The sequence below is a fragment of the Halorubrum aidingense JCM 13560 genome, from assembly GCF_000336995.1.
Lineage (GTDB): Archaea > Halobacteriota > Halobacteria > Halobacteriales > Haloferacaceae > Halorubrum > Halorubrum aidingense.
Genome location: NZ_AOJI01000026.1, coordinates 67,190 through 89,781 on the forward strand (window position 1 = coordinate 67,190; position 22,592 = coordinate 89,781).

At 69.7% G+C, this 22,592-nt stretch carries 24 protein-coding genes; 15 read left to right on the forward strand and 9 right to left on the reverse strand.

Annotation, left to right across the window (positions count from 1 at the left end; all coding sequences use genetic code 11):
• The first annotated feature begins 150 nt into the window (after window positions 1–150).
• Window positions 151–957, forward strand: a complete 807-nt coding sequence (locus C461_RS10630) for a TrmB family transcriptional regulator (protein WP_008001108.1) — start codon at window positions 151–153, stop codon at window positions 955–957.
• 505 nt (window positions 958–1,462) lie between these two features.
• On the opposite strand, the gene mptA is transcribed toward C461_RS10630, so the two are convergent.
• Window positions 1,463–2,392 (reverse strand): GTP cyclohydrolase MptA, encoded by a 930-nt coding sequence (mptA, locus tag C461_RS10635; protein WP_008001110.1) that lies wholly within the window; start codon window positions 2,390–2,392, stop codon window positions 1,463–1,465.
• A 219-nt stretch (window positions 2,393–2,611) separates the two neighbouring features.
• On the opposite strand from mptA, the gene C461_RS10640 reads away from it, so the two are divergent.
• From C461_RS10640 to C461_RS10665, 6 genes are all read left to right on the forward strand, one after another.
• Window positions 2,612–2,905 carry a 50S ribosomal protein L21e gene (locus C461_RS10640; RefSeq protein ID WP_008001112.1) on the forward strand — a complete coding sequence of 98 codons (294 nt, stop codon included), beginning with the start codon at window positions 2,612–2,614 and terminating at the stop codon, window positions 2,903–2,905.
• A 1-nt stretch (window position 2,906) separates the two neighbouring features.
• On the forward strand, window positions 2,907–3,263 hold the full coding sequence (locus tag C461_RS10645) for an RNA polymerase Rpb4 family protein (RefSeq protein ID WP_008001114.1): 357 nt from the start codon (window positions 2,907–2,909) through the stop codon (window positions 3,261–3,263).
• A gap of 169 nt (window positions 3,264–3,432) precedes the next feature.
• The gene (locus C461_RS10650) at window positions 3,433–4,017 is read left to right on the forward strand and encodes a DUF655 domain-containing protein (protein WP_008001117.1); all 585 of its coding nucleotides are present in this window, start codon (window positions 3,433–3,435) and stop codon (window positions 4,015–4,017) included.
• A 74-nt stretch (window positions 4,018–4,091) separates the two neighbouring features.
• Entirely contained in the window at window positions 4,092–5,006 is a 915-nt protein-coding gene (locus C461_RS10655) for a 16S ribosomal RNA methyltransferase A (RefSeq protein WP_008001119.1), read from the forward strand.
• 8 nt (window positions 5,007–5,014) lie between these two features.
• A complete protein-coding gene (locus C461_RS10660; RefSeq protein WP_008001121.1) occupies window positions 5,015–6,205 on the forward strand; it encodes a mechanosensitive ion channel family protein in 1,191 nt (396 codons plus the stop codon).
• A complete protein-coding gene (locus C461_RS10665; protein ID WP_008001123.1) occupies window positions 6,202–6,867 on the forward strand; it encodes a HemK2/MTQ2 family protein methyltransferase in 666 nt (221 codons plus the stop codon). Before C461_RS10660 ends, C461_RS10665 begins: the two co-directional genes overlap by 4 nt.
• Window positions 6,868–6,869: 2 nt before the next feature.
• Here C461_RS10665 and C461_RS10670 read toward each other — a convergent pair whose 3' ends face one another.
• Window positions 6,870–7,796, reverse strand: coding sequence for an ABC transporter substrate-binding protein (locus C461_RS10670; RefSeq protein ID WP_008001125.1), 927 nt, complete (start codon window positions 7,794–7,796; stop codon window positions 6,870–6,872).
• A 111-nt stretch (window positions 7,797–7,907) separates the two neighbouring features.
• On the opposite strand from C461_RS10670, the gene C461_RS10675 reads away from it, so the two are divergent.
• The 3 genes from C461_RS10675 to C461_RS10685 all read left to right on the forward strand — a co-directional run bounded on the left by C461_RS10675 (window position 7,908) and on the right by C461_RS10685 (window position 10,859).
• The gene (locus C461_RS10675; RefSeq protein ID WP_008001127.1) at window positions 7,908–8,909 is read left to right on the forward strand and encodes a hypothetical protein; all 1,002 of its coding nucleotides are present in this window, start codon (window positions 7,908–7,910) and stop codon (window positions 8,907–8,909) included.
• On the forward strand, window positions 8,909–9,982 hold the full coding sequence (locus tag C461_RS10680; RefSeq protein WP_008001129.1) for a methionine synthase: 1,074 nt from the start codon (window positions 8,909–8,911) through the stop codon (window positions 9,980–9,982). Before C461_RS10675 ends, C461_RS10680 begins: the two co-directional genes overlap by 1 nt.
• A 127-nt stretch (window positions 9,983–10,109) precedes the next feature.
• A complete protein-coding gene (locus C461_RS10685; RefSeq protein WP_008001130.1) occupies window positions 10,110–10,859 on the forward strand; it encodes a sugar phosphate isomerase/epimerase family protein in 750 nt (249 codons plus the stop codon).
• A gap of 24 nt (window positions 10,860–10,883) precedes the next feature.
• Here the strand turns inward: C461_RS10685 and C461_RS10690 are convergent, their stop codons facing one another.
• The 3 genes from C461_RS10690 to C461_RS10700 all read right to left on the reverse strand — a co-directional run bounded on the left by C461_RS10690 (window position 10,884) and on the right by C461_RS10700 (window position 14,351).
• Window positions 10,884–11,780 carry a DUF7547 family protein gene (locus tag C461_RS10690; protein WP_008001131.1) on the reverse strand — a complete coding sequence of 299 codons (897 nt, stop codon included), beginning with the start codon at window positions 11,778–11,780 and terminating at the stop codon, window positions 10,884–10,886.
• 152 nt (window positions 11,781–11,932) lie between these two features.
• Entirely contained in the window at window positions 11,933–13,207 is a 1,275-nt protein-coding gene (locus C461_RS10695; RefSeq protein ID WP_008001132.1) for a GNAT family N-acetyltransferase, read from the reverse strand.
• Window positions 13,208–13,250: 43 nt separating this feature from the next.
• Window positions 13,251–14,351: an NADH:flavin oxidoreductase/NADH oxidase gene (locus tag C461_RS10700; RefSeq protein WP_008001133.1), complete on the reverse strand. Its 1,101-nt coding sequence runs from the start codon at window positions 14,349–14,351 to the stop codon at window positions 13,251–13,253.
• A gap of 147 nt (window positions 14,352–14,498) precedes the next feature.
• On the opposite strand from C461_RS10700, the gene C461_RS15845 reads away from it, so the two are divergent.
• Window positions 14,499–14,660, forward strand: a complete 162-nt coding sequence (locus C461_RS15845; protein ID WP_008001134.1) for a hypothetical protein — start codon at window positions 14,499–14,501, stop codon at window positions 14,658–14,660.
• Window positions 14,661–14,973: 313 nt separating this feature from the next.
• On the opposite strand, the gene C461_RS10705 is transcribed toward C461_RS15845, so the two are convergent.
• Complete coding sequence (locus C461_RS10705; protein WP_008001136.1) at window positions 14,974–16,299, reverse strand: 5'-deoxyadenosine deaminase; 1,326 nt, start codon at window positions 16,297–16,299, stop codon at window positions 14,974–14,976.
• Between the two features lie 108 nt (window positions 16,300–16,407).
• Here C461_RS10705 and C461_RS10710 point away from each other — a divergent pair, with 108 nt between their 5' ends.
• Window positions 16,408–17,076 (forward strand): non-canonical purine NTP pyrophosphatase, encoded by a 669-nt coding sequence (locus tag C461_RS10710; protein ID WP_008001137.1) that lies wholly within the window; start codon window positions 16,408–16,410, stop codon window positions 17,074–17,076.
• A gap of 62 nt (window positions 17,077–17,138) precedes the next feature.
• On the opposite strand, the gene C461_RS10715 is transcribed toward C461_RS10710, so the two are convergent.
• The 3 genes from C461_RS10715 to C461_RS15850 all read right to left on the reverse strand — a co-directional run bounded on the left by C461_RS10715 (window position 17,139) and on the right by C461_RS15850 (window position 19,506).
• A complete protein-coding gene (locus tag C461_RS10715; protein ID WP_008001138.1) occupies window positions 17,139–18,479 on the reverse strand; it encodes an aminotransferase class III-fold pyridoxal phosphate-dependent enzyme in 1,341 nt (446 codons plus the stop codon).
• Between the two features lie 165 nt (window positions 18,480–18,644).
• Window positions 18,645–18,920 carry a PadR family transcriptional regulator gene (locus tag C461_RS10720; protein ID WP_008001139.1) on the reverse strand — a complete coding sequence of 92 codons (276 nt, stop codon included), beginning with the start codon at window positions 18,918–18,920 and terminating at the stop codon, window positions 18,645–18,647.
• Between the two features lie 439 nt (window positions 18,921–19,359).
• Window positions 19,360–19,506, reverse strand: a complete 147-nt coding sequence (locus C461_RS15850) for a hypothetical protein (protein WP_008001140.1) — start codon at window positions 19,504–19,506, stop codon at window positions 19,360–19,362.
• Between the two features lie 192 nt (window positions 19,507–19,698).
• Here C461_RS15850 and priS point away from each other — a divergent pair, with 192 nt between their 5' ends.
• Genes priS through C461_RS10735 form a run of 3 tightly spaced genes read left to right on the forward strand, consistent with a single transcriptional unit; the run spans window position 19,699 to window position 22,574 of the window.
• Window positions 19,699–20,862: a DNA primase small subunit PriS gene (gene priS, locus C461_RS10725; protein WP_049906577.1), complete on the forward strand. Its 1,164-nt coding sequence runs from the start codon at window positions 19,699–19,701 to the stop codon at window positions 20,860–20,862.
• Window positions 20,859–21,899: a DNA replication complex subunit Gins51 gene (locus C461_RS10730; protein ID WP_008001142.1), complete on the forward strand. Its 1,041-nt coding sequence runs from the start codon at window positions 20,859–20,861 to the stop codon at window positions 21,897–21,899. The genes priS and C461_RS10730 overlap by 4 nt, the downstream gene beginning before the upstream one ends.
• 15 nt (window positions 21,900–21,914) lie before the next feature.
• Window positions 21,915–22,574 carry a DUF998 domain-containing protein gene (locus tag C461_RS10735; protein ID WP_008001144.1) on the forward strand — a complete coding sequence of 220 codons (660 nt, stop codon included), beginning with the start codon at window positions 21,915–21,917 and terminating at the stop codon, window positions 22,572–22,574.
• The last annotated feature ends 18 nt before the right edge of the window (window positions 22,575–22,592 follow it).

Here is a 22,592-nt window from a genome sequence, read left to right on the forward strand (position 1 = left end):
CGCCGCTCGCTAGCTCTCGACGTTCGCAGTCGTATCGAGCGGGATTCTTGACGCTCAGTTGCGGCAGTATCGACCGCCAGTCGCCGCCGGCCGTCACCGCTTCGTGTAAACCGTCGACGCGTTTATCACGCTGCCAACTGATCTCCGCACATGGCATCTCTCCGTGATCTCGGTCTCTCTGAGTACGAGGCCCGCGCGTATCGCGCGCTCCTTCGGACCGGACCGACGACGGCGAAGGATCTGTCTCGCGCCAGCGAGGTCCCGATGGGTCGGGTGTACGACGTGCTCAACAGCTTAGAGCAGCACAACCTCGTCCGGAGTCAGGCGGCCAGCCGGCCGAAGAAGTACGCCGCGGTCGAGCCGGACGCGGCCCTCGATCGGCTGCTCGACGAGAAAAAGCGGGAGTTGGAGACGCGGGCGGAGCAGTACGAGGAGGTCGTGTCGGACCTCTCGACGGAGCTCGACGCGGGCGAGCCGGTGGACGGGCAGTTCTGGACCGCCGCCGTCGGCGCCGAGGACGCGACGGACCTGCTCTTAGAGCGCATCGCGGCCGCCGAGCGGCGGATGGTTGTCGTCGCCGGCGCGCCGGCGACGGGGTTCGATCTGGGCACCATCGGCGAGCAAGTGACGGCGGAGTTGGAGGCGGCGCTCGAACGGGGCGTCGAGATCCGGGTGTTGCTCTCGCCGGCGACGGTGGACGCGCTGCCGCGGAGCGTCGGTCGGCGGTACACCGCGGAGCTCGCGGAGGTGGACGGGTTCGAGGTGCGGACCGCTCCGGGCGTCGACGGGACGTTCAACGTCTTCGACGGGATCGAGGTGTGCATCGAGGTGCCGCACCCGCTGTCCGGCGACGAGCCGTTCGCGATGATCGACGTGAAGGACGCGGAGTTCGCGGCGAGCGTGAAAGACCAGTTCGAGCCGCGATGGGCCGACGCGGAGCCGCTGACGTTCGGGTGAGCCGACCTCGGTGTAACGATCGACAGCGGGAGTACGTGTGTCAGTGAGTCAGCGTGCCGTTTATAAGTGAATGAGTGGTGTTGCTGTCGGCTGTTTATAAGTGATTGACGGCTCTGCGGTGACCACCTCCAAAAGCCCCAGTCGCGAGTCCTCGCGACTGCCCCTTTGAGTCCCAACCCGCTCGCCCCGCAACCGCAGCCTCACACCTCCCCAGCCTCGTCGCTGGCGCGTTCCGCGCCAGCGACTCCCTCGCGCTCGGATTCGCGCCGCGTTGCGGCGCTCACCGGAGCGCGCCGACCGCACCACCTCGTTCGGTTATAAGTAGTCGTCGCCGCCGCTCGTGTTTGTATATATACTACGTCGCTGGCGGCGGTCTGCGACACCAATTCCCGTCAGCGATCAGAAAGCACCGTTCGGCGGCCGGGTCGCGCGCGAGTCGCTCCGAAGACGAGGGAAACAGAACCGAGACGCCGGGGCCAGTCTACGAGCGGCGGGCGGACCGCGCTTACCTAGCGTCCAGTTCGTCCCGCAGGTCGCCCATCGTGACCTCGCGTTCGGCGTGGGCGTTGTGCTGGTGGATCGACTCGTCGTTCGACTGTTTCATGTGAATGACGGCGTCGTTCGGCAGGTGATCGAACTCCTCGATGGTACCCTCGGCGAGCGCGCGGACGCAGTCCTCGACGAACTTCGCGTCCGCGTGGGCGTGATAGGTCATGTAGTCCTCGTCGGGGCGCTTCGCCATGTTGTAGATGCGAGCGCTCATCGAGTCGCGAGCGACGTCGATCAGGTCGCGGAGGTCGATGTCGGGGTGGCCGTCGGTGGTGACCGTCAGCGTCGCGTGGCCGCGCTGGGAGTGGCCCGGCTGCGGGACGGCGTCCAGGAACGCCTCGGTCGTCTCGTCGTCGACGCCGAGCTCGGCGAGCTTCTCGCGGGCCCGAGACTCGCTCATTCCCTGCGAGCAGGGGCAGACGGTCATCCCGGTGACCTCCGCGCCGATCTCCTCGCGAGTTCCCTCCTCGGTCGCGGTCGCGCTGGCGATGATCGTCGCCGTGCTCTGCGTCTCGATGCCGGACGCGGGGGTGTCCTCGCGGGTGACGAGCTCCGCCGTCATCGACACCTCGGCGGTGGTGGTGTAGTCGTGCTTTTCGAGGAGCCGCTCCGCGGCGTCCCCGCAGACGTCTTCGACGCGGTACGCCTCGTCGCGGGTTATCTCTTCTAAGATCTCGTCGATCGTCGCGAGATTCCGTGACATGTCGATCCCCTTTCGGCCGCTGGGGAGGTCGACGAACACCTCGAACTCCGCCATGAGGACGATCGGGCGCTTGTCGCCGCGGGCGAGCTTGACGAGCTTTTCCACGCCGGTGACGCCGACCTGCGAGAGCCCGACGCTGACGTCGGGCGCCGACGCCTGCACGTCCGGCAGCTGGTGACTCATTACGAATAGGGTAGGGAGTCAGGGGATTAGCACTTTCGAAAGGGGGGCTTCGAGCGGGGTGTTCTCGCGGCGCCGGCGCCGCGCGATCGACACGCGATCGGCCCGCGGTGGGTCCGCGTACGGCTCACGATCGGCCCGCGTTCGAGTGTGGTACCCGATCCCGGTCGAGGGGCGTAACGCACCATTTATAACGGCGGCAGCGGAAGGTAGCCCAAGACCATGCCGAGTTCCAATGGACCCCAGAAGGCCACTCGCGACAAGCTCTCGAACAAACCTCGCGACCGCGGTACGTCGCCGCCGCAGCGAGCGATTCAGGAGTTCGAGGCGGACACGCAGGTCCACCTCAAGATCGACCCCAGCGTGCAGGAGGGTCGGTTCCACCCGCGCTTCGACGGTCGCACCGGAACCGTGACGGGCAAGCAGGGCGCCGCGTTCAAAGTCGAGATCCCGGACGGCGGTAAGACGAAGACGCTCATCGTGCGCGCCGCCCACATGAGCGCCCAGAAGAACTGAGATGACGATCTTCAAAGAGAAGATCGACGAGGAGTACGTCACCACGTCGGAGGCGAAAGAGATCCTCGTGGACATCGAGGCGGAGCGCGCCGAAGACGAGGACCGCGACCTCCGCTACGAGCTCGCCCGCGCGATCGAGCACGTGAACCGGTTCGCGCTCCTCGACGCCGAGGAGTCCCGCGAGCTCGTCGAAGAGCTGTCCGAGCTCGAGCAGATCGACGTGCCCACCGCCGTGAAGATCGCCGACCTGCTCCCCGCGGACCGCACCGAGCTGCGCTCGGTGTTCGCCCAGGAGCGGTACTCGCTCGACGGCGACGAGCTCGACGCCGTGCTCGACATCGTCGCGAAGTACGCCTGAGACGGACGGATTTTTTTTTCGACGGCGGATCGCTGCCGAACGCGAGCGCTCGCCTCCGTTCGTATCGTCCGTTCGCACCCACACCGCGTCCCGGACGCCGACGCACGCTCGACCCACACAAACGCCGTCCGGCGGCGGTTTTTTCACGTTTCAGAACCGTAATACAACCATGAGCGATCCCGACCCCGACACCGACGCGCCCGAGGCGGAGGCCGGTCCGACGGTCGTCCTGCTGGACGTGTTGCCAAACGGGCGCCCCGACGACGACCGCCCGCCACACCGGAAGTCGCCGGTCGCGTACGGGCTCGGGACGGCGTCGTTCCGGCTGTACGAGCTTTCGCTCACCGACGAGGCGGACGTCTCGGTGAGCGACTGGATCGACATCGACGGACCGTCTGTGGGGCGGTACCACGAGGTGTCGGTCGACGATATCACCCGGAACGCGGCCGCGGAGATCGAGTACGCCGTCGCGGACATCGTCGAGAGCGACGAGCAGCGGTTCGTCGACTTCTACAACGAGGCCGGCCCGATCACGCTCCGGCTCCACCAGCTCAACCTCCTTCCGGGGGTGGGCAAGAAGCTCCGGAACAGCGTCCTCGACGAGCGAAAGCGGGGCCCGTTCGAGAGCTTCGAGGAGGTGTCCGAACGCGTTCCCGGACTCCACCGCCCGCGGGACGTAATCGTCGAGCGGATCGTCGAGGAGATCCGCGAGGAGGACCTGAAGTACCGGCGGTTCGCGGGCCGCGAGGAGTGAACGCCGCCGAACGTCGGATCCGCGCTCACGCGCCGAAACGGGACTTTTACCCGGAGTGACGCAGTAACGCTGCCATGACCGACTCATCGACGGGCGCGAACGCGGCGTACGGGGACCGCGACCCCGACGCGCTCGCGCGGCGCGCCGGGGAGCGCGCGAACCCCGACCGCGACCAGCACTTCCTCGTCGACGACCGCGTTCTCGACCGGATTCCGGGATACCTGCCGGACGACACGGACGCGAGCCACCTCCTAGAGATCGGCGGCGGGGCGGGCGCGCTCACCGACCGGCTGCTGGCGAACGCCGCCGCGGTGGACGCCGAGACCGCCGGCTCCGCCCCCGCCTCCCACCTCTCCGTGATCGAACGCGACGGGGCCTTCGCCGACTTCCTGCGTCGGGAGTTCTCCGCGGCGATAGACGACGGCCTCCTCGACGTGATCGAGGGCGACGCACTCGACGTCGACCTCCCGCCGTTCACCGCCTGCGTCGCCAACCTCCCGTACGGCGTCTCCTCTGAAATCGCGTTCCGGCTGCTCCCCGAGAGGAAGCCGCTGGTGTTGATGTTCCAAGCCGAGTTCGCAGAGCGGATGGTGGCCTCGGCGGGCGAGTCCGAGTACGGCCGACTCTCCGTCTCCGCACAGCACTACGCCGCCGTCGAGATCGTCGAGCGGGTCCCGAAGGAGGCGTTCGACCCGCAGCCCGCGGTCGAGAGCGCTATCGTCCGGTGTACGCCGCGCGATCCCGACTACGAGGTCGGCGACGAGGCGTTCTTTCTCCGGTTCGTGAAGGCGCTGTTCACCCAGCGGCGCAAGACGGTCCGGAACGCGATCCGCAACACCGGCCACATCTCCGGGCTAGACGATCCGGACGCCGTCGTCGACGCCGCGGACGAGGACCTCCTCAGTCGGCGCCCCGGAACGCTGGATCCGACGGCGTTCGCCGCGCTCGCGGAGCTGGCGCGCGAACACGGATCGCCGACGGAGGCGTGACCGCGAGGATGGCTCTCGCAGCCGTCGTCGCGACCGGGAGCGCGCTTCCCGGACCGATCGGCGACCTCTACGGAACGGTGACGGGGAACGTCGAGCGGGTCGTCGCGTCGCTGCTGATCGTCGCCGCCGTGCTCGGCGTCCGGTACCTCATCGACTGGGCGAAGCGCCGCAACGGCGAGCTCTCCTCGAAGCAGCGACTCCTGCTCTCGACGACCGTCGCCAGCGCGACCGCGCTCGGGGCCCTCTCGCTGATCGCGGTGTGGGACCGCAGCGGCGCGCTCCTCGACGCGTACGAGGCGGCGGCGATCACCGATCAGCTGTCGAACGTCGTGCTCGCGGTCGTCCTCCTGGCGAGCGCGTACGCCGTCACGGACTTCCTCGGCGGCGTCATCCGGGAGGTGTCCGCCGAAAGCGCGGCCCTCACCGATCACCAAGAGGAGGTGATCCGGCGGATCACACAGCTGACGGTGTACACGTTCGCCCTGCTCGTCGTGGTCGGGCTGTTCACCGACAACGTCGGCGGGCTCCTCGTCGGGGCGGGATTCCTCGGGATCGTGGTCGGGATGGCCGCCAGACAGACGCTCGGTGCGGTGCTCGCGGGGTTCGTGCTGATGTTCTCGCGGCCGTTCGAGGTCGGCGATTGGGTCGAGGTCGGCGAGCACGAGGGGACGGTCACGGAGATCTCGATCATGAGCACGCGACTCCGGTCGTTCGACGGCGAGGTCGTGACGCTCCCGAACGACACCGTCCGGTCCGGGTCCATCATCGACCGATCGCGCCGGAACCGCCTGCGGATCGAAGTCGAGGTCGGCGTCGACTACGACACCGACATCGAACGGGCGTCGACGGTGATCGAAGAGACCGTCGGGGCCGTCGACGACGTCGCCTCGATGCCGGAAGCGGCGGTCGTGACGAAGCGGTTCGCCGACTCGGCGGTCGTCCTCGGCGTCCGGTACTGGATCCGCAACCCGAGCATGCGCAAGCGCTGGCGCACGCAGACCGCCGCGATGAACGCGATCAAGACGGCCCTCGAGTCCGAGGGGATCACCATCCCCTTCCCGCAGCAGACGCTCTCCGCCCGGGAGCCCGGCGCGTCCGACGTGTCCGGCCCGCAGTTGGACGCGTCGGTCGAGGAACGGGCGGCGACTCGGGGCGAGAGGCGCGGCTCCGCCGACGGCGAGGAGGGGGCGGACCGATGAGCGACCGATCGGGCGTCGATCGGGAGCGCGCCGACGGGACGGAAGGCGGGGAGGGCGGCGAGGAGGGCGGCTCCGACCTCGCGGCGCGTCGGGGGCTCGACGAGGCCGTCGTCTACCAACCGGCAGAGGACTCGGGACTCCTCGCGGAGGCGGCCGTCGAGGCGGCGCACGGCCGGGTGTTGGAGGTGGGGACGGGGTCCGGGTGGGTCGCGGAACGGATCGCGGCGGATCGAGGACTCGACGTGGTCGGCAGCGACCTCAACCCGCACGCGGCTCGGCAGGCGCGAGACAGGGGCGTCGAGGCCGTCGTCGCCGACCTCCTCGCGCCGTTCCGAGCGGACGCGTTCGACACCGTGTGTTTCAACCCGCCGTACCTCCCGACCGACCCGGACAACGAGTGGGACGACTGGATGGAGCACGCGCTCTCGGGCGGGGAGTCCGGCCGCGAACTCATCGAGCCGTTCCTCGCCGACGTCGGCCGGGTGCTCGCGCCCGAGGGCGTCGTCCTGCTGCTCGTCTCCTCGCTGACCGGGTACGACGCGGTGCTCGAGTTGATCGAAGCGTCCGGGTTCGACCACGAGGTCGTCGTCGAGGACTCGTTCCCGTTCGAGACGCTCACCGTGTTGCGGCTCAACCGCGGGAGCGGCCCGGCCAGTCCGTAGACTCAGTCGGTCGGGTCCGCCGGTCCGGTCGCCGCTGTCGCGTCGACGCGCCGCACCTTCTCTCCCGGCCCCTCGAACCGATCGGGGTGGAGCAGCGCCGCCAGCGCCTCCAGGGTGTCGACGACGCGGTGGCTGTGGCGGTTTAAATACGCGGTGCCGTCCATCGCGTACACGCGCCCGGCGCGCACCGCCGAGACGTCGTCGAACCGCGCCCGGTCCAGCAGATCGACGGCTGCCCGCTCGGCCTCGCGGACGTCGGCGCCGCAGGGACCGACGACGATCACGTCGGGGTCGAAGCCCCGCAGCGCTTCGGGGTCGATCTTCCTCGACCGCTCGCCGGCCGCCACGATCCCGGGCTCTCCGCCGGCGATCCGGATCAAGTCGGGCACCCACAGGCCGCCGTGGCGGAGGGGATCTGTCCAGTCGAGGACGGCGACCCGAGGGAGATCCGCGGACGCTCCGTCGGGCACGGCGTCGGCGACGGCGCCGATCCGCGATTCGAGCCGCCCGCGGAGGGTTTCCCCGGCTTCGGGTCGTCCGATCGCCTCCGCGACACGCTCGACGTTCGCGAGGACGTCGTCGAGGTCGTCCGCGTGGACGTCCAACACCGTCGCGTCGAGGTCGAGCCGGTCGACGCCCCGGCGCGCGAGCCCGGCGTCGAGCGCGCAGACGCCGCAGACGCCCTGCGTGAGGACGACGTCCGGGTCGGCGGCGGCCAGCGCGTCGCCGTCGAGGTAGTACACGTCGTCGTACGCGACGATCCGATCGATCGTCTCGGGGTCGTCGTCGAGATCGCGAACGAGCCCGGTGAGCGTCGGGCGCGCCGCCGCCGAGGGCGGGTGGTCGCATTGATGGGAGACCGCGGCGGGGGTCGCGCCGAGCGCCGCGGCCACCTCAGTGGCGGACGGGAAGAGGGAAACGACGGTCATGCGTTCGGATCCGCGGCCGTCGTGGTAACTGTTCGGTCCGCCGCTAGAAATAACTAACACTCATAAAACATATTAGCAAATATTATACGGCGGCATATCGAACCAACGGTGATGACTGAACGAGTCGCAGCCACGCCGGGGCTGTACCCGCTTCCGGACTGGGCGAAAGAGACCCTCTCGGACCTCAAAGGCCACCAGAAGGGTGACCTGCTGAGCGGCGACGAGAGCGAGGCCATCGTCGAGCAGTACGACGAGGTGCGTGCGGAGTACGTCGACGACCAACTGGACGCCGGCCTCGACCGCGTCGTCGAGGGGCAGGGCCGCTGGGACGACATGATCGCGCACCCGCTGACGGTCCACGACAGCGTCGAGACCGGCGGGATCGTTCGCTACTACGACAACAACAACTTCTACCGCGATCCGCGCGTCGTCGACGACCTCGACTTCTCCGGCGACGTGGCCCGCGAGCTGGAGTCGGCGACCGACCTGATCGACGGCGCGGCCCCGCTCGCGGCGACGCTCCCGGGCCCGTACTCGCTCGCGGAGCTCGCGACCGACGAGCACTACGGCGACGAGGCCGCGTTCCAGGCCGCCATCGCCGAGTTCCTCGCCGGCGAGGTCGAGGCGTTCCCGGCCCACGAGACGCTGTTCCTCCTCGAGCCGTCGCTGGTGACGAGCCCGCCCGCCGAGGGCGAGGAGTCGGCCGCGACGGACGCGATCGCGACGGTCGCCGACGCCACCGACGCCGACGTCGTCGTCCAGACGTTCTACGGCGCGCTCGGCGAGAAGCTGTACGCGCACCTCGTCGACGAGGCCGGCGCGGACGCGCTCGGACTCGACCTCGTCGCCGGCGACCGCGACGACACCGTCTACAACGTCCAGGAGTTCGGCTCGACCGACTCGCTCGCGCTCGGGCTCGTCGACGGGCAGAACACGCTCGTCGAGGAGCCGGAGACGATCGCCGAGCGCGTCGAGTGGTTCGAGTCGCAGATCCCGGCGGAGGGGTTCGATCGGACGTACCTGACGCCGAACACCGAGCTGTTCTACCTGCCCGCTAACAAGTACCGCGCGAAGCTGAACGCGCTGACCGCCGCCACGGAGGTGCTCGAGTAATGGTCCGAAACCCGTCTGCCAACCGCGAACAGTTCCGCCCGAACGACCACCCGAACGACGCGTTCCTGCTGACGACCGTCGTCGGCTCGTACCCGAAGCCGAAGTGGCTCAACCGGGCGGACGAGCTCGTCGACGACCCCGACTCGAAGTTCGACGCGACGGACCTCGAGGAGGCGCACGACGACGCCTGTCGGCTCATCACGCACGAACACGAGCGCGCCGGGCTCGACACGGTCGTCGACGGCGAGATGCGCCGCAACGAGATGGTCGAGTTCTTCGCCGAGCGCATCGACGGCTACGAGTTCAACGGCCCCGTGAAGGTGTGGGGGCACAACTACTTCGACAAGCCGAGCGTCGTCGAGGAGGTCGAGTACGACGAGCCGTGGCTCGTCGACGAGTTCGAGTTCACCTCGAACGTCGCCGAGCGCCCGGTGAAAGTCCCCATCACAGGACCGTACACGCTCGGGTTCTGGGCGTTCAACGAGGCGTACCCCTCCACCGAGGAGCTGGTCTACGACCTCGCGGACCTCGTCAACGAGGAAGTCGAGAAGCTCGTCGAGGCCGGCGCCCGCTACATCCAGATCGACGAGCCCGCGCTCGCGACGACGCCGGAGGACCACGCCATCGTCGGCGAGGCGCTCGAACGCATCGTCTCGGGCATCGACGAGGAGGTCCGCATCGGCCTCCACGTCTGTTACGGCGACTACTCGCGGATCTACCCCGAGATCAACGACTACCCGATCGACGAGTTCGACGTGGAGCTGTGTAACGGCGACTTCGAGCAGATCCCGACGTTCACCGACCCCGAGTTCGAGCCCGACCTCGCGCTCGGCGTCGTCGACGCTCACACCGCCGAGATCGAGCCGGTCGAGGAGATCAAAGCGAACATCCGGCAGGGCCTCCGCGTCGTCCCGCCGGAGAAGCTCACCATCTCGCCCGACTGCGGGCTGAAGCTGCTCCCGCGCGACATCGCCTACGGGAAGACCGAGAACATGGTCACCGCCGTGCGCGAAGTCGAAGCCGAGATCGACGCCGGCGAGATCGACCTCGACAACCCGCTCGCGGACGACTAAGCCGGCTGCGTACCCGCTTGCGGACGGCCGAGCCGGTTGCGTCCGCTCGTATCCCGCCGCCTCGGCGGCGCACCCCGGCTGCGCTCTGCGACACCACTTATAACTCGCCGCCGCCCCCACCGCCGACATGGACATCGGTCTCACCGTCGGCGACGATATCGATCGTCTCGCGGCGGCGCCACAGCGGTTCGACTTCTGCGAGCTCGGGGTCGGCGAGCCGACGCTCGTCCCGAGCGACCTCGATCGCGGGCGAGTCACTGACGCCCTCGCCGGGCGCGACCTCTTCGTTCACCTGCCGTACAGCCAGCCGCTGACCAGCTACGCGCCCGAGATCAACGACGCCATCGTCGCCTACCAGCGCCGCCTCCTCGACGCCGCCGGCGACCTCGGCGCGGAGAAGGCGGTGCTCCACGCGACCTCCGCCGACCGCGACGATATCGCGTTCCGCGAGGTGGCGGCCGACCAGCTCCGCCGGGTCGCCGACGCGGGCCGCGAGGCGGGCGTCGAGGTCGTGGTCGAGAACGTCGGCCACCAGCACAGGGGGCTCCAGCTCTCGGTGCTCGGCGACATCGCCCGCGAGACGGACACCCCGATCTGCTTCGACGTCGGCCACGCCTACATGGAGGGCGACAACAAGGCCGTCAAACGGTTCCTCCGGAGCCACGGCGACCGAATTTCGCACCTGCACTGCCACGACGTCCGCCGTCGCGGCGACACGCACCTCCCGATCGGCGCGGGCGAGGTCGACTACGGAATCGTCGAATCGGAGCTGTCGGGGTTCGACGGCACCGTCGCGCTGGAGGTGTTCACGAACGACGAGACGCTGCTCATCGACTCCGGCAAGCGCATCGCCGACCGACTCGGGACCGAATTCTGACTCTCGGGCGCGTTAGGTGGCGCGTTACGTGGCGCGTTCGCCACCGTCAGCGTCGTCGCTCTCAGCGTCGTCGTTCGAACTGACACCGTCCGACTCGCTGTCGCCGTCAGCGTCGTCGCCCGATTCGACGTCGCTATCCTCGTCGTCTCCGTCGCTGTCGACAACGCCGTCGGTGTCCTCGTCGTCTCCGTCGCCGTCGATCTGCCGTTTGATCGACTCCAGTTCGGACTCGACGTCGACCTCGGGCGCAGGCGAATCGTCGCCCGGGTCGGCCGCGTCGCGCTCGACGGCCGTCCCGGGCGGGTCGTCGCCGGTGTCGTTCGGATCGGTCACGTCGATCCGAATCCCGCCGGAGTCGCCGCGACCGTCCCCGTCGTCGCCGCGGCTGTCGTCGCCGCGACTGTCGGTCCGTTCGCTCGGGTCGCGCCGCTCTCCTCGGCGGGCCGAATCGGCCTCGCGGCGGCTCTCCTCGATCCGGGCTTCGATCTCCGCGGTGAGGTCGCGGGCGTCGGCGATGATGGACCGCGAGGCCGCCTCCTCGGGGAGGTCGGCCTCCGACAGCGCGGTTCGCAGCTCGCCGAGCGACCGCGCCAGCCCGGCGCTCGCGCCGTCTCGCACGTCGCCGAGGCGATCGGTCGCCGGAGCCGCGCCGTCGGCGAGGCTTCGGCCCGGGTCGGCGAGCCGAAGGGTCCCCTGCAGCAGTTCGAGCGACTTGATCGTCGTCTCCAAGAGGGCGATGATCGTCGGGATCGTGTACTGTTCGGTGAACCGGACGAGCTCCGAGAGGCGGGGCGGTCGCGGCGGGCCGCGTCGGTCCCGCTCGGTCTCGCGGAGGTCGCGGCGAAGCTCGGTCAGGACGTCCTCGAGGTCGTCGAGCCGGGCCTCGAGGTCGTCGTCGCGTCGGTCGTCGCGAGAACTCATGGCGCCACGTAGGCGGTCGGCGGATAAAAACCCAGGCCGGTCGCTTCGCGCTCGACCGGGAGAGCGCCTCCGAGCCGTTCAGAATCCGCTATCTCTCGCTCGCCGGCGGAGCAGACGCCCCCTGCCGGCGGAGCAAAGCCTCCGCCGGCCGATCAGAACCCCTCTCGGAGGTGCGTCGATCGCGGCGGGAACAGCGCGTCGAGACGGGCCGTGATCTCGGGCCGGTCGGCCGCGTCGATCGAGAGCCCGCCCGATCGCAGCGCCTCCTCGACCGTCCGATAGCCGACGGCCAGCTGCGAGAGGGTCCCGATGTCGACCCGAGCGTCGGGGTCGGCGGAGTCGGCTGGGTCGGCGGAGTCAACGTCGCCGCCGTCGCCGTCGTCGATCCGATCGACGGTCACGGCGTCGTCCGCGACGGCGACGCGGAACAGCCCGTCGTTCCAGTCGGCCAGCGGGTCCTCGATCGCGAGCGAGAGGGTCGCCTCGACGGAGATGTCGAGTCCGAGCACGCCGAGCGCGGTGAGCGCCGCGGGCGCGTCGACGAGCCTAATCATCGGTCCCGTCCGGACCTCGCAGTCGACCGCACGCGGGTCCTCGACCAGGTCGAGCAGCGGCGCGTCCGGCGGGGCGCGGATCCGCACCTCGTCGACCTGCGAGTCGTGATTGCGGAAGAAGCGGAGCAGCTGAAACCACGCCTCGTCGTCGGCGACGAGGGCGTCGGAGACGCGCAGCGCGTCCCCGTCGCCGTCGTCCGCGTCCCCGAAGGTATATGCGCAGATCGCGCGGAGGTCGCCGTCGCGCTCCCACCCGTACACGAACGGGTCGGTCTTCCATCCCTCGAGGACGCGCTCGCGCCACCACTCCTCGGTCCAGTCCATCGTGAGGTCGTAGCGGTCGGCCATCGCCCGCACCACCGGCGTCACCGCCGGATAATCGGCCCCGTCGAGCCGTCGGAAGGTCCCGGCGGCGTCGCCCGTCGTCGCGATCAGGTCGTCGACGAACCCGAGCTGGTCGGGCGGGGCGGTGATGAGCGCGAGCCGACTCGCGGTCGCCCAGCCGTACCGGGCGTAAAACGAGTATTCGAAGGGCCACAGCGCGGAGAAGTCGACCCCGCGGTCGCGGTACTCGTCGAGCGCCTCCCTGAGCATCCGGGCGATGTTCCCGCGCCGGCGGTGCTCCGGGGGCGACGCGACGGCGGACAGTCCGGCGACCGCGCGGTCGGCACCGCGGATCCGCAGCGAGAGGTCGTGGTGCGCGCAGACGGCGACGGGGTCTCCGTCGTCGTCGAACAGCCCGTACCGGTCGGCGATCGTCTCGCGGTCGTCCTCCTCGTCGGGGTCGTAGGGGCCGTCGGCGGGCGAGAAGGCGTACCGCATGAACGCGCGGAACTCGTCGGCGCGCTCGTCGGGGAACGGTCGGTACTCCATACGCGGTCGGCACGCGGGAGGAAAATAAGTCTTCTCGGAGCGCTCAGTCGAAGCGGCCGCGCCGGTACTGCACCGGCCACTCGATCTCGGCGCCGAGTTCGTGGGCGGCTTCGAGCGGCCAGTAGGGGTTCCGGAGCAGCTCGCGGCCGAGCGCGACGAGGTCGGCCCGCTCGTTGCGCACCAGCGCGTCGGCGTGCGTCGGCTCCGTGATCCCGCCGACCGCGGCGACGGGCACGTCGGTGGCCTCGCGGATCGCCTCGGCGTAGGGCACTTGGTAGCCGGGGCCGGTCCCGGGAAGCCGCTGGTCGGGATGGATCCCGCCGCCGGAGACGTCGATCAGGTCGGCGCCGGCGTCGGCGAGCAGCGGGGCCAGTCGAACCGAGTCGTCGACGTCCCACGAGTCGCGGTCGGGGAGCCAGTCGGTCGCGGAGATCCGGACGAAGACGGGTTTGCCGTCGGGCCACACGTCGCGGACCGCCGCGACGACCTCGCGGACCAGTCGGGTTCGGTTCTCGAAGCTCCCGCCGTACTCGTCGTCGCGGTCGTTGGTGACCGGCGAGAGGAACTGGTGGAGCAGGTAGCCGTGGGCCGCGTGGACCTCGGCGATCTCGAAGCCGGCGTCGAGCGAGCGCTCCGCGGCGGCCGCGAACGCGTCGGTCACATCCGCGATGTCCGCGGCGTCCATTCGTCGAGTTTCGGCCAGTTCGTCGGCGTCGGCGCCCGGATCCGGGTACGGCGCGTCGGTCGCCGACACCGTCTCCCACCCATCCTCCTCGTCGAGGGGGATCGGGTCGCCGCCTTTCGCGGGCGCACTGTGCGAGCCCTTCCGGCCGGCGTGTGCGAGCTGGATCCCGGGCGTCGCGCCCTGCGATTTGACGAACTCGACTATCGGTTCGATCGCCTCGGCGTGCTCGTCCGACCAGATCCCGAGACAGCCGGGCGTGATACGCCCGCGCTCTTCGACCCCGGTCGCCTCGGTCATCACGACCCCGGCCCCGCCGACGGCGCGGGTCCCGAGGTGAGTTCGGTGCCAGTCGTTCGCGAACCCGTCGTCCGCGGAGTACTGGCACATCGGCGAGAGCATCACTCGGTTGCGGAACTCCGTGTCGCGCAGCGAGAACGGCGTGAAAAGCGATTCCGTCATCGTTCCACGCGAGGGGGGCCGACGGGTAATGCGCTCCGGTTCCCCGCACGGATCGCCGAGGCCGGAACTCGGCGGCCAGTCGATATCGGGGGATCTAATTTAGGCCGACCGAAACCTATATCCTCCGGCGTCGCCGACGAACCGTCAATGAGTACCGGTGACCGCGTCGAACTCGACGCCGAGGAGCCCGCGGACGCACGACCGACTGTCGCGGCGAGTCGCTGCTCGCCCGATCGAACCGTTTTCACCGAACGGGGGAACACGGACGCGTGGATCGCGACCGACCTGACCGTCGATCTGCAGCGGTAGGACGGCGGTAGGGCAGCGGGCGTCGACGGCGGCGGTGCCCTTTATAAATTCACCAACGAGCGAAGCGTCGTCTTCCGCACCTCTCAGACCGTCGGTTTGCTCCGATACGGATTCACAGCAGCGGATTTCTTCGGCCGTCGGTTTATAAGCGATCGACGGCGGGGTGTCCGCCGCGCTTGCCTTCGTTCGTTGCTCCCGTCCGGTGCCTCCGTTCGTTGCTCCCGCTCAATGTCGTTTATAAATCGCCGATGCGGCGGCCACCGATGAGCGCCGCCCGATTACTGATAAATCGGTGACGGCCGCGGCGTCGCCCTCAGACCTCGGCGACATCGATGCCGGCCGCTTCGACGACTCGCTTCGCCTGCCGCGTGGCGCGCTCGCGGACGGCGTCGGCGTCGATCCCGACGTGCTCGCCGTCGTCGTACCGGACCTCGCCGTCGACCATCGTGAAGACGACGTCGTCGCCGTGAGCGGCGTAAACGAGGTGCGACAGCGGGTCGTGGAGCGGGGTGGCGCGGGTGCGGTCCGTGGTGAGCCCGATCACGTCGGCGCGCTGGCCCGCCCGCAGGGTGCCGAGCCGGTCGAAGCCGGCGGCGCGCGCGCCGTTCGTCGTGGCCATCTCCAGCACCGTCGCCGCGGGGAGCCGAGTCGGGTCCTTCGCGTCCACCTTCCCGAGGAGGCTCGCCTGCCGCATCTCCGTGAAGGGGTCGAGCGTGTTGTTACACGGCGGGCCGTCGTTGCCGAGCGCGACCGTGATCCCGCGGTCGAGGTAGTCGTGGACGGGGGCGATCCCCGAGGCGAGTTTCATGTTCGAGGAGGGGCAGTGGGTGACGACCGTGTCCGTCTCGGCGAGCACCTCGCGCTCGCGCTCGTCGGTGTGCACGCAGTGCGCGAGCGTCACGTCGGGGCCGGTGAGGCCGACCTCGTCGAGCCAGAGCAGGTTCCGGCGACCGGTGTCGGCCTCGACCGTCTCGATCTCGTCTTCGTTCTCGCTGGCGTGGGTGTGGATCGTCACGCCGTCGTACCGGTCGGCGAGGTCGCGGCACCCGCGGAGACACGCCTCCGAGCAGGTGACGGCGAACCGCGGCGTGACCGCGTACCGCACCCGGCCGTCGGCGGCACCGTGGTACTCGCGGATCAGCGCCTCGCTCTCGTCGAGCGCGGCGTCGGTGTCCTCCAACAGGCCGTCGGGCGAGTCCTTGTCCATGAGCACCTTCCCGAGCCGGGCGCGGATCCCCGTCTCGATCGCGGCCTCGAACGCCTCGCCCGCGTGGTTCACCGAGAGGTGGTCGACGACGGTGGTCGTCCCGGATTCGAGGCACTCGAGGTAGCCGAGTTCGGCCGCGGCGCGCGTCGCCTCGGCGTCCATCGCCGCCTCCATCGGGAGCACGGCGTCGAACAGCCAGTCGAGCAGGGCGGCGTCGTCGGCGATGCCGCGGCCGAGCGACTGCACCGAGTGCACGTGGCCCCCGACCAGTCCGGGCGCGACGAGGTCGACCGCGCGCCGCTCGTGGTCGGGGTACTGCTCACGGAGGGTCGCTGCGTCGCCGACCGCGGCGATCCGCGCTCCCTCGACGACGACGGCGCCCTCGGGAACGACGGTCTCGGGGTCCGCGATGACGGTTCCGGCGATCAACATGTCCGTCCGTTCCTAACGGCCGGCTCTTAAGAGGGTATCCGTTCGGATCGGTCCGCGACGCCGGCCCGGACCGACGGCTATTCGTTTCGCCCGCCCGCACCGAGAGCCGTGCTCAGATACGTGACGACGAACCCGGGAAAGGTGCGCGAGGCGGAGCGCTACCTCCCGGACGGCTCGGTGGAGCGGCTCGATTTCGACTACACGGAGATCCAGGCCGACGAGCTCGGTCCCATCGCGGCGCGCGGCGCCCGCGAGGCGTACCGACACGCCGGCGAGCCGGTGCTCGTCGACGACGCCGGTCTGTTCATCGAGGGGCTCGACGGGTTCCCCGGCCCCTACTCCGCGTACGTCGAGGAGACGCTCGGGATCGAGCGCGTCCGCGACATCGCCGCCGACCTCGACGACCGCCGGGCCGCCTTCCGCTGTACGCTCGGATACTGCGACGGCGACGACTTCGCCGCGAGCCCGGACCCCGTCGATCGCGGGGACCGCGGCGCAGCCGCGGCCGCTGGACCGGGAGACGGGGACCGCGGCGGAGACGACGAGAGCGGCGGTGAGAGGGTGCGCGAGGGCGGCGAGGCGCTCCCGGTCAAGCTGTTCGAGGGCTACGTCCCCGGCCGGATCGTCGCGCCCCGCGGCGACGGCGGCTTCGGCTACGACCCGATCTTCGAACACGACGGCGAGACGTTCGCCGAGATGGACACGGACCGGAAGAACGCCGTGTCACACCGCGGACGCGCCTTGGAGAAGTTCGCCGAGTGGTACGCGGATCGGTGAGGGACGGTGAGCGGGTACGGACGGCGAACGCCGACAAGGGTCGGCGCGAGACGGCGGCCCGCTCAGGCCGCGTCCTCGATCGCCGCGGTCAGTAGCTCACAGCCGAGTTCGATCTCGCGGTCGGTGACGTCGAGCGGCGGGAGGATCCGGAGGACGTCGTAGCCGCACGCCAGCGTGAGCAGCCCGCGCGAGAACGCCCGGTCGAGGACCGCGTCGCGGCGCTCTTTCGAGTCGAACTCGACGGCGAGCAGGAGCCCCTTCCCCCGGATGTCGGTCACGCCCGGGAGGTCGGCGTCGCGCATCGTCTCTTTGAACTGGCGGCCCCGAACGGTGGCGTTGTCCATCAGGTCGTGCTCGCGGATCGCATCGAGCGTGAGCGCACCCTGCGCGGACGCGATGATGTCTCCAGCCCCCCACGTCGAGGAGATCCGGCTCGTCTCCTCGGGGAACACGTCCGATCGGGAGACCGTCGCCCCGACGCGGAGCCCCTTCGCGCTGGAGATCACGTCCGGCTCGATCGCGTAGTGGTCCGATCCCCACAGCTCGCCGGTGCGACCGACGCCCGACTGGATCTCGTCGGCGATCAGCGTGATGTCGTGCTCGTCGACGAGCGCCGCGATCTCGTCGGTGAACGCGTCGGAGGGGAAGCGGTAGCCGCCCTCGCCTTGAATCGGTTCCATGATCAGGTACGCCACGTCGTCGGGGTCGATGTGGCCGCGGTCGGGATCGAGCTTGCGGCGGAGTTGGGAGACCCCGTCGGCGAAGAAGCCGCACGAGCACGTCTCGGCGGTGCAGTGCCGGTCGTCACAGAACGGCACGTCGTGGACGCCGCTGATCTCCGGGAAGTCCCGACGGTACACGGACTTCGAGCGGTTGAGCGACAGCGCGCCGAGCGTCCGCCCGTGGAAGGCCCCGTCGAAGGTGATGGCGTGTTTCGCGCCGCCCGATTCGTCGTAGGCGATCTTGATGGCGTTCTCGACCGCCTCCGCCCCGGAGTTCGAGAGGAAGACGGTGTCCATGTCGTAGTGGTCGGTGATATCCGTGAGCCGGTCCATCAGCCCGGAGGGGCCGGGGACCCCGTCGTCCGGCGATTCGCCGCCGGCGACGTAGAAGTCCTGGCCGGCGATCTTCAGCGGGTCGACGAGGTCGAACTCCGCGAGCGGCTCCATGATGAGCGGATTGTTGTACCCGAGGGGCGCGGCGGCGACGTGACTCGTGAAGTCCATGAGGACGTTGCCGTCGACGTCGGTGCAGAACGGCCCCTCCGCGGGCGCGTTTCGGTCCCAGACGAACTCGTAGACGTAGGTGCTCGGTGCGGCCGACTCGTGGTGGTACTCGACCCATTCCCGCGCGCGGTCGCCCGGGAGATCCGTGACGTCGGGCGCGGCCGTATCGCGATCCATGTCGCCACGTGGCACCCGGATCGAATAAAGGCAAGGCGCTCGCGGAATACTTGGAGAAACGTCCAACGGCGGCGGTCCGGGGGCGGCGGAGCGCCGATCGACGACCGATCGAGTGAGGTGAAACGGAGAGAGAACGGCCGAAAGCGGCGGAGACGCGTCGACCGATCAGTGGTCGACGTACTGCGACTCCCAATCGGTTCGGGCGTCGATCTCGCGTCGCCCGCGGCGAGTCAGCGTGTAGTAGTTCGTGCGCCGGTCGCGCTGGCCCTTCTCGACGAGCCCCTTCTCGACGAGGGTGTCGAGGTTCGGGTACAGTCGCCCGTGGTGGATCTCCTTTTCGTAGTAGTCTTCGAGTTCCTCCTTGATGGCCAGCCCGTGCGGCTCGTCTAAGCCGGCGATCACGTAGAGCAGATCACGCTGGAAACCTGTGAGGTCGTACATGCAACTGTCCACACATACCCATTGTAAATAAATAAATATATCGTTACTAAGAGAGATGATCCGGGCGTCAGCCCCGGCGCGTGGGACGATCCCCGGCGATCCGTTTTGTCAGTCTGATAACCATCCGTCGCGATCCGGACGACTCCGCCGGGCGTCCGCTTCGTTTCACATATAAGATACGTTGGCGGGATCCGGCGCCGAAACGGATCGTCGACCGCGCCGTCGACGGCGATACCGCTCGTCGGGTTGTGTCACGTGGATGCGGTCTCGGAAAGTGGCACGCCCGACGCGGAAAAAAGCCGCGTCAGGCCTGCCAGTTGGTCCCCGCTGACGCTTCGGCCCTCCAGACGAAGCGTCACCAGTCGGTACAGGGTTGTCATTGATAAACTTAACGAGCGCGCGCTACTGTTGTCTGTGCAGCCACATGTATCGAAGGCGGCTACATGTGTTCCTCCTCTAACACCCAACCGAGCGCGCGCTTGTAGTGGGTGAACAGCTCTTCGACGCCGCGATGCGTCATCTCCTCGTCGTCCAACTGCTCGCACAGGAACTCGTACTGCTCGCGGATCTCCGCTTCGGAGCGCATGGGTTCGGGTACGGCGGGTGTCGGGATAGTGTTGTGGCCGCGGTGTGGCCGCGGTGTGGCCGCGGTGTGGCCGCCGTGGAGCCGACGCCGCTCCTCGCGGCCCCGCGGACGCCCGCCCGACGGCCTCCTCTCGCGGCGGTCGCGTTCGCGAACGATACGTTGATACGTCGACCGCGGATACACGTGGAGACGATGGACGATCGGACGCGAAAGTACCTGAAGGGGCGGTTCGGCGACTACTACCGCCACGCCTCGCCGGCGCTTCCGCCGGACGCGAACCTCCGCGAGTGGGGCCACATCCCGTGGACGCCCGGCTCCGGGACGACGATGGTTCGCCACCAGTCGCTGTTCGATCTGGGCGACGTGGACACGTTCTTCGCCGACAACGCGCCCCGACACGCGTACTTCTCGGCCGCGCGCTACGACGATCCCGGCGCGTCGACGATGTCCAAGAAGGGCTGGCGAGACGCCGACCTGGTCTTCGACCTCGACGCCGACCACCTCCCCGGCGTCGACCCGGAGACGACGACGTACCCCGAGATGCTCGCCGAGTGCAAGCAGGCGCTGCTCCGGCTGCTGGACTTCCTCGACGACGACTTCTCGTTCGACGACTGCACGGTGGTCTTCTCCGGCGGCCGCGGATACCACGTCCACGTCCGCGACGAGAGCGTGCGCGACCTCGACAGCGAGGCGCGCCGGGAGATCGTCGACTACGTCCGCGCGATCGATCTCGACACCGACGGGCTGATCCGCACCGTCTCCGACCGCGGCACGACGAAGCGCGTGCTCCGAACCGAGGGCGGGTGGGGCGCGCGCGTCCACGCGGCCCTGATCGAGTACGCCGACGACCTCCGGGATATGGACGACGACGACGCCCGCGAGCGTCTCATGGAGCTCGACGGGATCGGCGAGGGGCGCGCGAAGACGATCCTCGGCGCGTTCGATCGCAACCCGACCGCGGTCCGCGAGGGCAACGTCGAGGCCGGCGGGCCGGGCGTGCGCCGGCTCGTCTCCGCGCTCGCCGCGCGCGTGGCCGCGACCGACACCGCGCCGATCGACGAGCCCGTCACGACCGACACCCGGCGGCTCATCCGCCTACCACGGACGCTCCACGGCGGGTCCGGGCTCGTCGTCACGCCGATCGACCGGGACGACCTCGACGACTTCGACCCGCTTCGGGACGCCGTCCCCGATCGGTTCGTCGGTCGGGAGATCCGGATCGAGACGGACGCCGATCGGACGGTAGAATTAAACGGCGAGCGCGTCAGAGTTGAACCCGGTAGAAACACCGTGCCCGAGTTCGCGGGGGTCTTCCTGATGGCCCGCGACGAGGCGCGGAAAGCCCCCGAACGATGAACCTCGACGAGCTCAGATCGGCCCAGGCGAAGGAACGCCGCAAGGACAGCCTCCAGCACCTGCGGGACTCGTTTTACGACGACGTGGCGGCCTACGTCGCCGATCTGCGCGCGGCTCGCGACCGCCGCGCCGAACAGGTCGCGAAGCCCTTTTCGGACGACGACGTCCGGCGGATGTCGGACGAGGTCGAGACCGCAGAGGAGGTCGCGGAAGCCCTCTACGAGCGCCGCGTCGGCAAGGTCGTCAAGCTCGCGTCGTTCGCGGCGGCCGACATGCCCGTCGACGCCGACGGGATGACGACCGAAGAGCGGCAGCTGTTCGACGACCTCGTCGACCGGATCAGCGAGAACAAATCGCGCGTCCTCGACGTGCTCTCCGGGGAGGCGTCGCCGGCCGGCGACCCCGGCCCCGTCGACCCCCGGACGACCGAGCAGGCCGACGGCCCGGCGCCACCGGAACCGGCCGCAGCCGACGAGGAACCGGTGGCGCGGTCGCCCGACTCGGAACCGCGGTCGCCCGACTCGGAGCCGCGATCGACCGCGGACGAGGCCGGCGCGTTGGCCGGGGCCATGGGTGGCGCGGACGAGACGGTCGACGCCGACAAATCGGGTGACGATTTCGACGCGATCGCCGACGCGGACGACGCGAACGAGCCAGACGACGCGGTCACCGACGAGATCGCGGCCCTCGACGGGTCGCCGGAGGACCCGACCGAAGCCGACGACGGCCCGACAGCGGTCCCGCCGGAGCCCGCACCGCCCGGCGCGCCGGGCGTGACGGAGGGCGACGGAGGGGCGGCGGCGCCGAGCGACCCGTCCGAGGAGGGAGGGGCTGACCCGGACGCCCCCGACGATGCTGACCCCTCGGCCGCGGCGCTCGACGACGATCGCGCGACCGTGCGGATCACCCGCGACGTGGGCGCCATCTTCGGCGTCGACGAGCGGGAGTACGACCTCGCGAGCGAGGACGTGGTGACGCTCCCCGTCGAGAACGCCGACCCCCTCGTCGCGCGCGACGCCGCGGAGCGACTCGACTGAGGGGACGGCCGCCGTATGGAGGACAGCGTCGGCGGCGTGACCGCGGTTCGGACCCGATCCCTCGGAGCGGCGGCGACGCTCCTCGCGCTCGGCGGCATCGCCGTCGCGATACTGCTGGACCCGACGTTCTCGTGGACCGGTGACGCGCTCTCTGACCTCGGTGTGCGACCCCGGAGCGCGGTCGCGTTCAACTGGGGGCTGATCCTCGGCGGCGCCGTCGGCGTCGGCTACGCCGTCGCGCTCGGAGCGACGCCTCGTCCCGCGGAGAGAGCCGGCAGCGGTGGGGACCGCTCGCCGACTCGTGTGACCTCCCCGCTCTGTGCCGCCGCCCTCGGACTGGCGATGGTCGCGATGGCGGGCGTCGGCGCCGTCGACCTCACGCGCCCCCTCCACGGGCCGGCCGCGGTCGGGTTCTACGCGCTCGTCACCGCCGTGTTCGCGATCGACGGGGTCGCCCGCCGCGACACGCGAAGCGGGCGCGCGGTACTCGCGTTCGCGTCGGCCCACGTCCTGGTCTGGGCGACGTTCATCGCCGGCTGGTGGCCCGTGACGGGGCTCGCCCTGCCGGAGTTGCCGGGGGCGCTCATGCTCGCGGCGTGGGTGTGGCTCGTCGGTCCGCTCCCGGTCCTCAACCCGCCCCCGGTCCTCGGCGCGCTCGCGACCGACGAACACTAACGCCGCGGCCGGGTACAC

Coding starts and splice junctions, on each gene's coding strand:
- C461_RS10630 (WP_008001108.1), top strand. CDS start 151: ATGGCATCTCTCCGTGATCTCGGTCTCTCTGAGTACGAGGCCCGCGCG.
- mptA (WP_008001110.1), bottom strand. CDS start 2,392: ATGAGTCACCAGCTGCCGGACGTGCAGGCGTCGGCGCCCGACGTCAGC.
- C461_RS10640 (WP_008001112.1), top strand. CDS start 2,612: ATGCCGAGTTCCAATGGACCCCAGAAGGCCACTCGCGACAAGCTCTCG.
- C461_RS10645 (WP_008001114.1), top strand. CDS start 2,907: ATGACGATCTTCAAAGAGAAGATCGACGAGGAGTACGTCACCACGTCG.
- C461_RS10650 (WP_008001117.1), top strand. CDS start 3,433: ATGAGCGATCCCGACCCCGACACCGACGCGCCCGAGGCGGAGGCCGGT.
- C461_RS10655 (WP_008001119.1), top strand. CDS start 4,092: ATGACCGACTCATCGACGGGCGCGAACGCGGCGTACGGGGACCGCGAC.
- C461_RS10660 (WP_008001121.1), top strand. CDS start 5,015: ATGGCTCTCGCAGCCGTCGTCGCGACCGGGAGCGCGCTTCCCGGACCG.
- C461_RS10665 (WP_008001123.1), top strand. CDS start 6,202: ATGAGCGACCGATCGGGCGTCGATCGGGAGCGCGCCGACGGGACGGAA.
- C461_RS10670 (WP_008001125.1), bottom strand. CDS start 7,796: ATGACCGTCGTTTCCCTCTTCCCGTCCGCCACTGAGGTGGCCGCGGCG.
- C461_RS10675 (WP_008001127.1), top strand. CDS start 7,908: ATGACTGAACGAGTCGCAGCCACGCCGGGGCTGTACCCGCTTCCGGAC.
- C461_RS10680 (WP_008001129.1), top strand. CDS start 8,909: ATGGTCCGAAACCCGTCTGCCAACCGCGAACAGTTCCGCCCGAACGAC.
- C461_RS10685 (WP_008001130.1), top strand. CDS start 10,110: ATGGACATCGGTCTCACCGTCGGCGACGATATCGATCGTCTCGCGGCG.
- C461_RS10690 (WP_008001131.1), bottom strand. CDS start 11,780: ATGAGTTCTCGCGACGACCGACGCGACGACGACCTCGAGGCCCGGCTC.
- C461_RS10695 (WP_008001132.1), bottom strand. CDS start 13,207: ATGGAGTACCGACCGTTCCCCGACGAGCGCGCCGACGAGTTCCGCGCG.
- C461_RS10700 (WP_008001133.1), bottom strand. CDS start 14,351: ATGACGGAATCGCTTTTCACGCCGTTCTCGCTGCGCGACACGGAGTTC.
- C461_RS15845 (WP_008001134.1), top strand. CDS start 14,499: ATGAGTACCGGTGACCGCGTCGAACTCGACGCCGAGGAGCCCGCGGAC.
- C461_RS10705 (WP_008001136.1), bottom strand. CDS start 16,299: ATGTTGATCGCCGGAACCGTCATCGCGGACCCCGAGACCGTCGTTCCC.
- C461_RS10715 (WP_008001138.1), bottom strand. CDS start 18,479: ATGGATCGCGATACGGCCGCGCCCGACGTCACGGATCTCCCGGGCGAC.
- C461_RS10720 (WP_008001139.1), bottom strand. CDS start 18,920: ATGTACGACCTCACAGGTTTCCAGCGTGATCTGCTCTACGTGATCGCC.
- C461_RS15850 (WP_008001140.1), bottom strand. CDS start 19,506: ATGCGCTCCGAAGCGGAGATCCGCGAGCAGTACGAGTTCCTGTGCGAG.
- priS (WP_049906577.1), top strand. CDS start 19,699: ATGGACGATCGGACGCGAAAGTACCTGAAGGGGCGGTTCGGCGACTAC.
- C461_RS10730 (WP_008001142.1), top strand. CDS start 20,859: ATGAACCTCGACGAGCTCAGATCGGCCCAGGCGAAGGAACGCCGCAAG.
- C461_RS10735 (WP_008001144.1), top strand. CDS start 21,915: ATGGAGGACAGCGTCGGCGGCGTGACCGCGGTTCGGACCCGATCCCTC.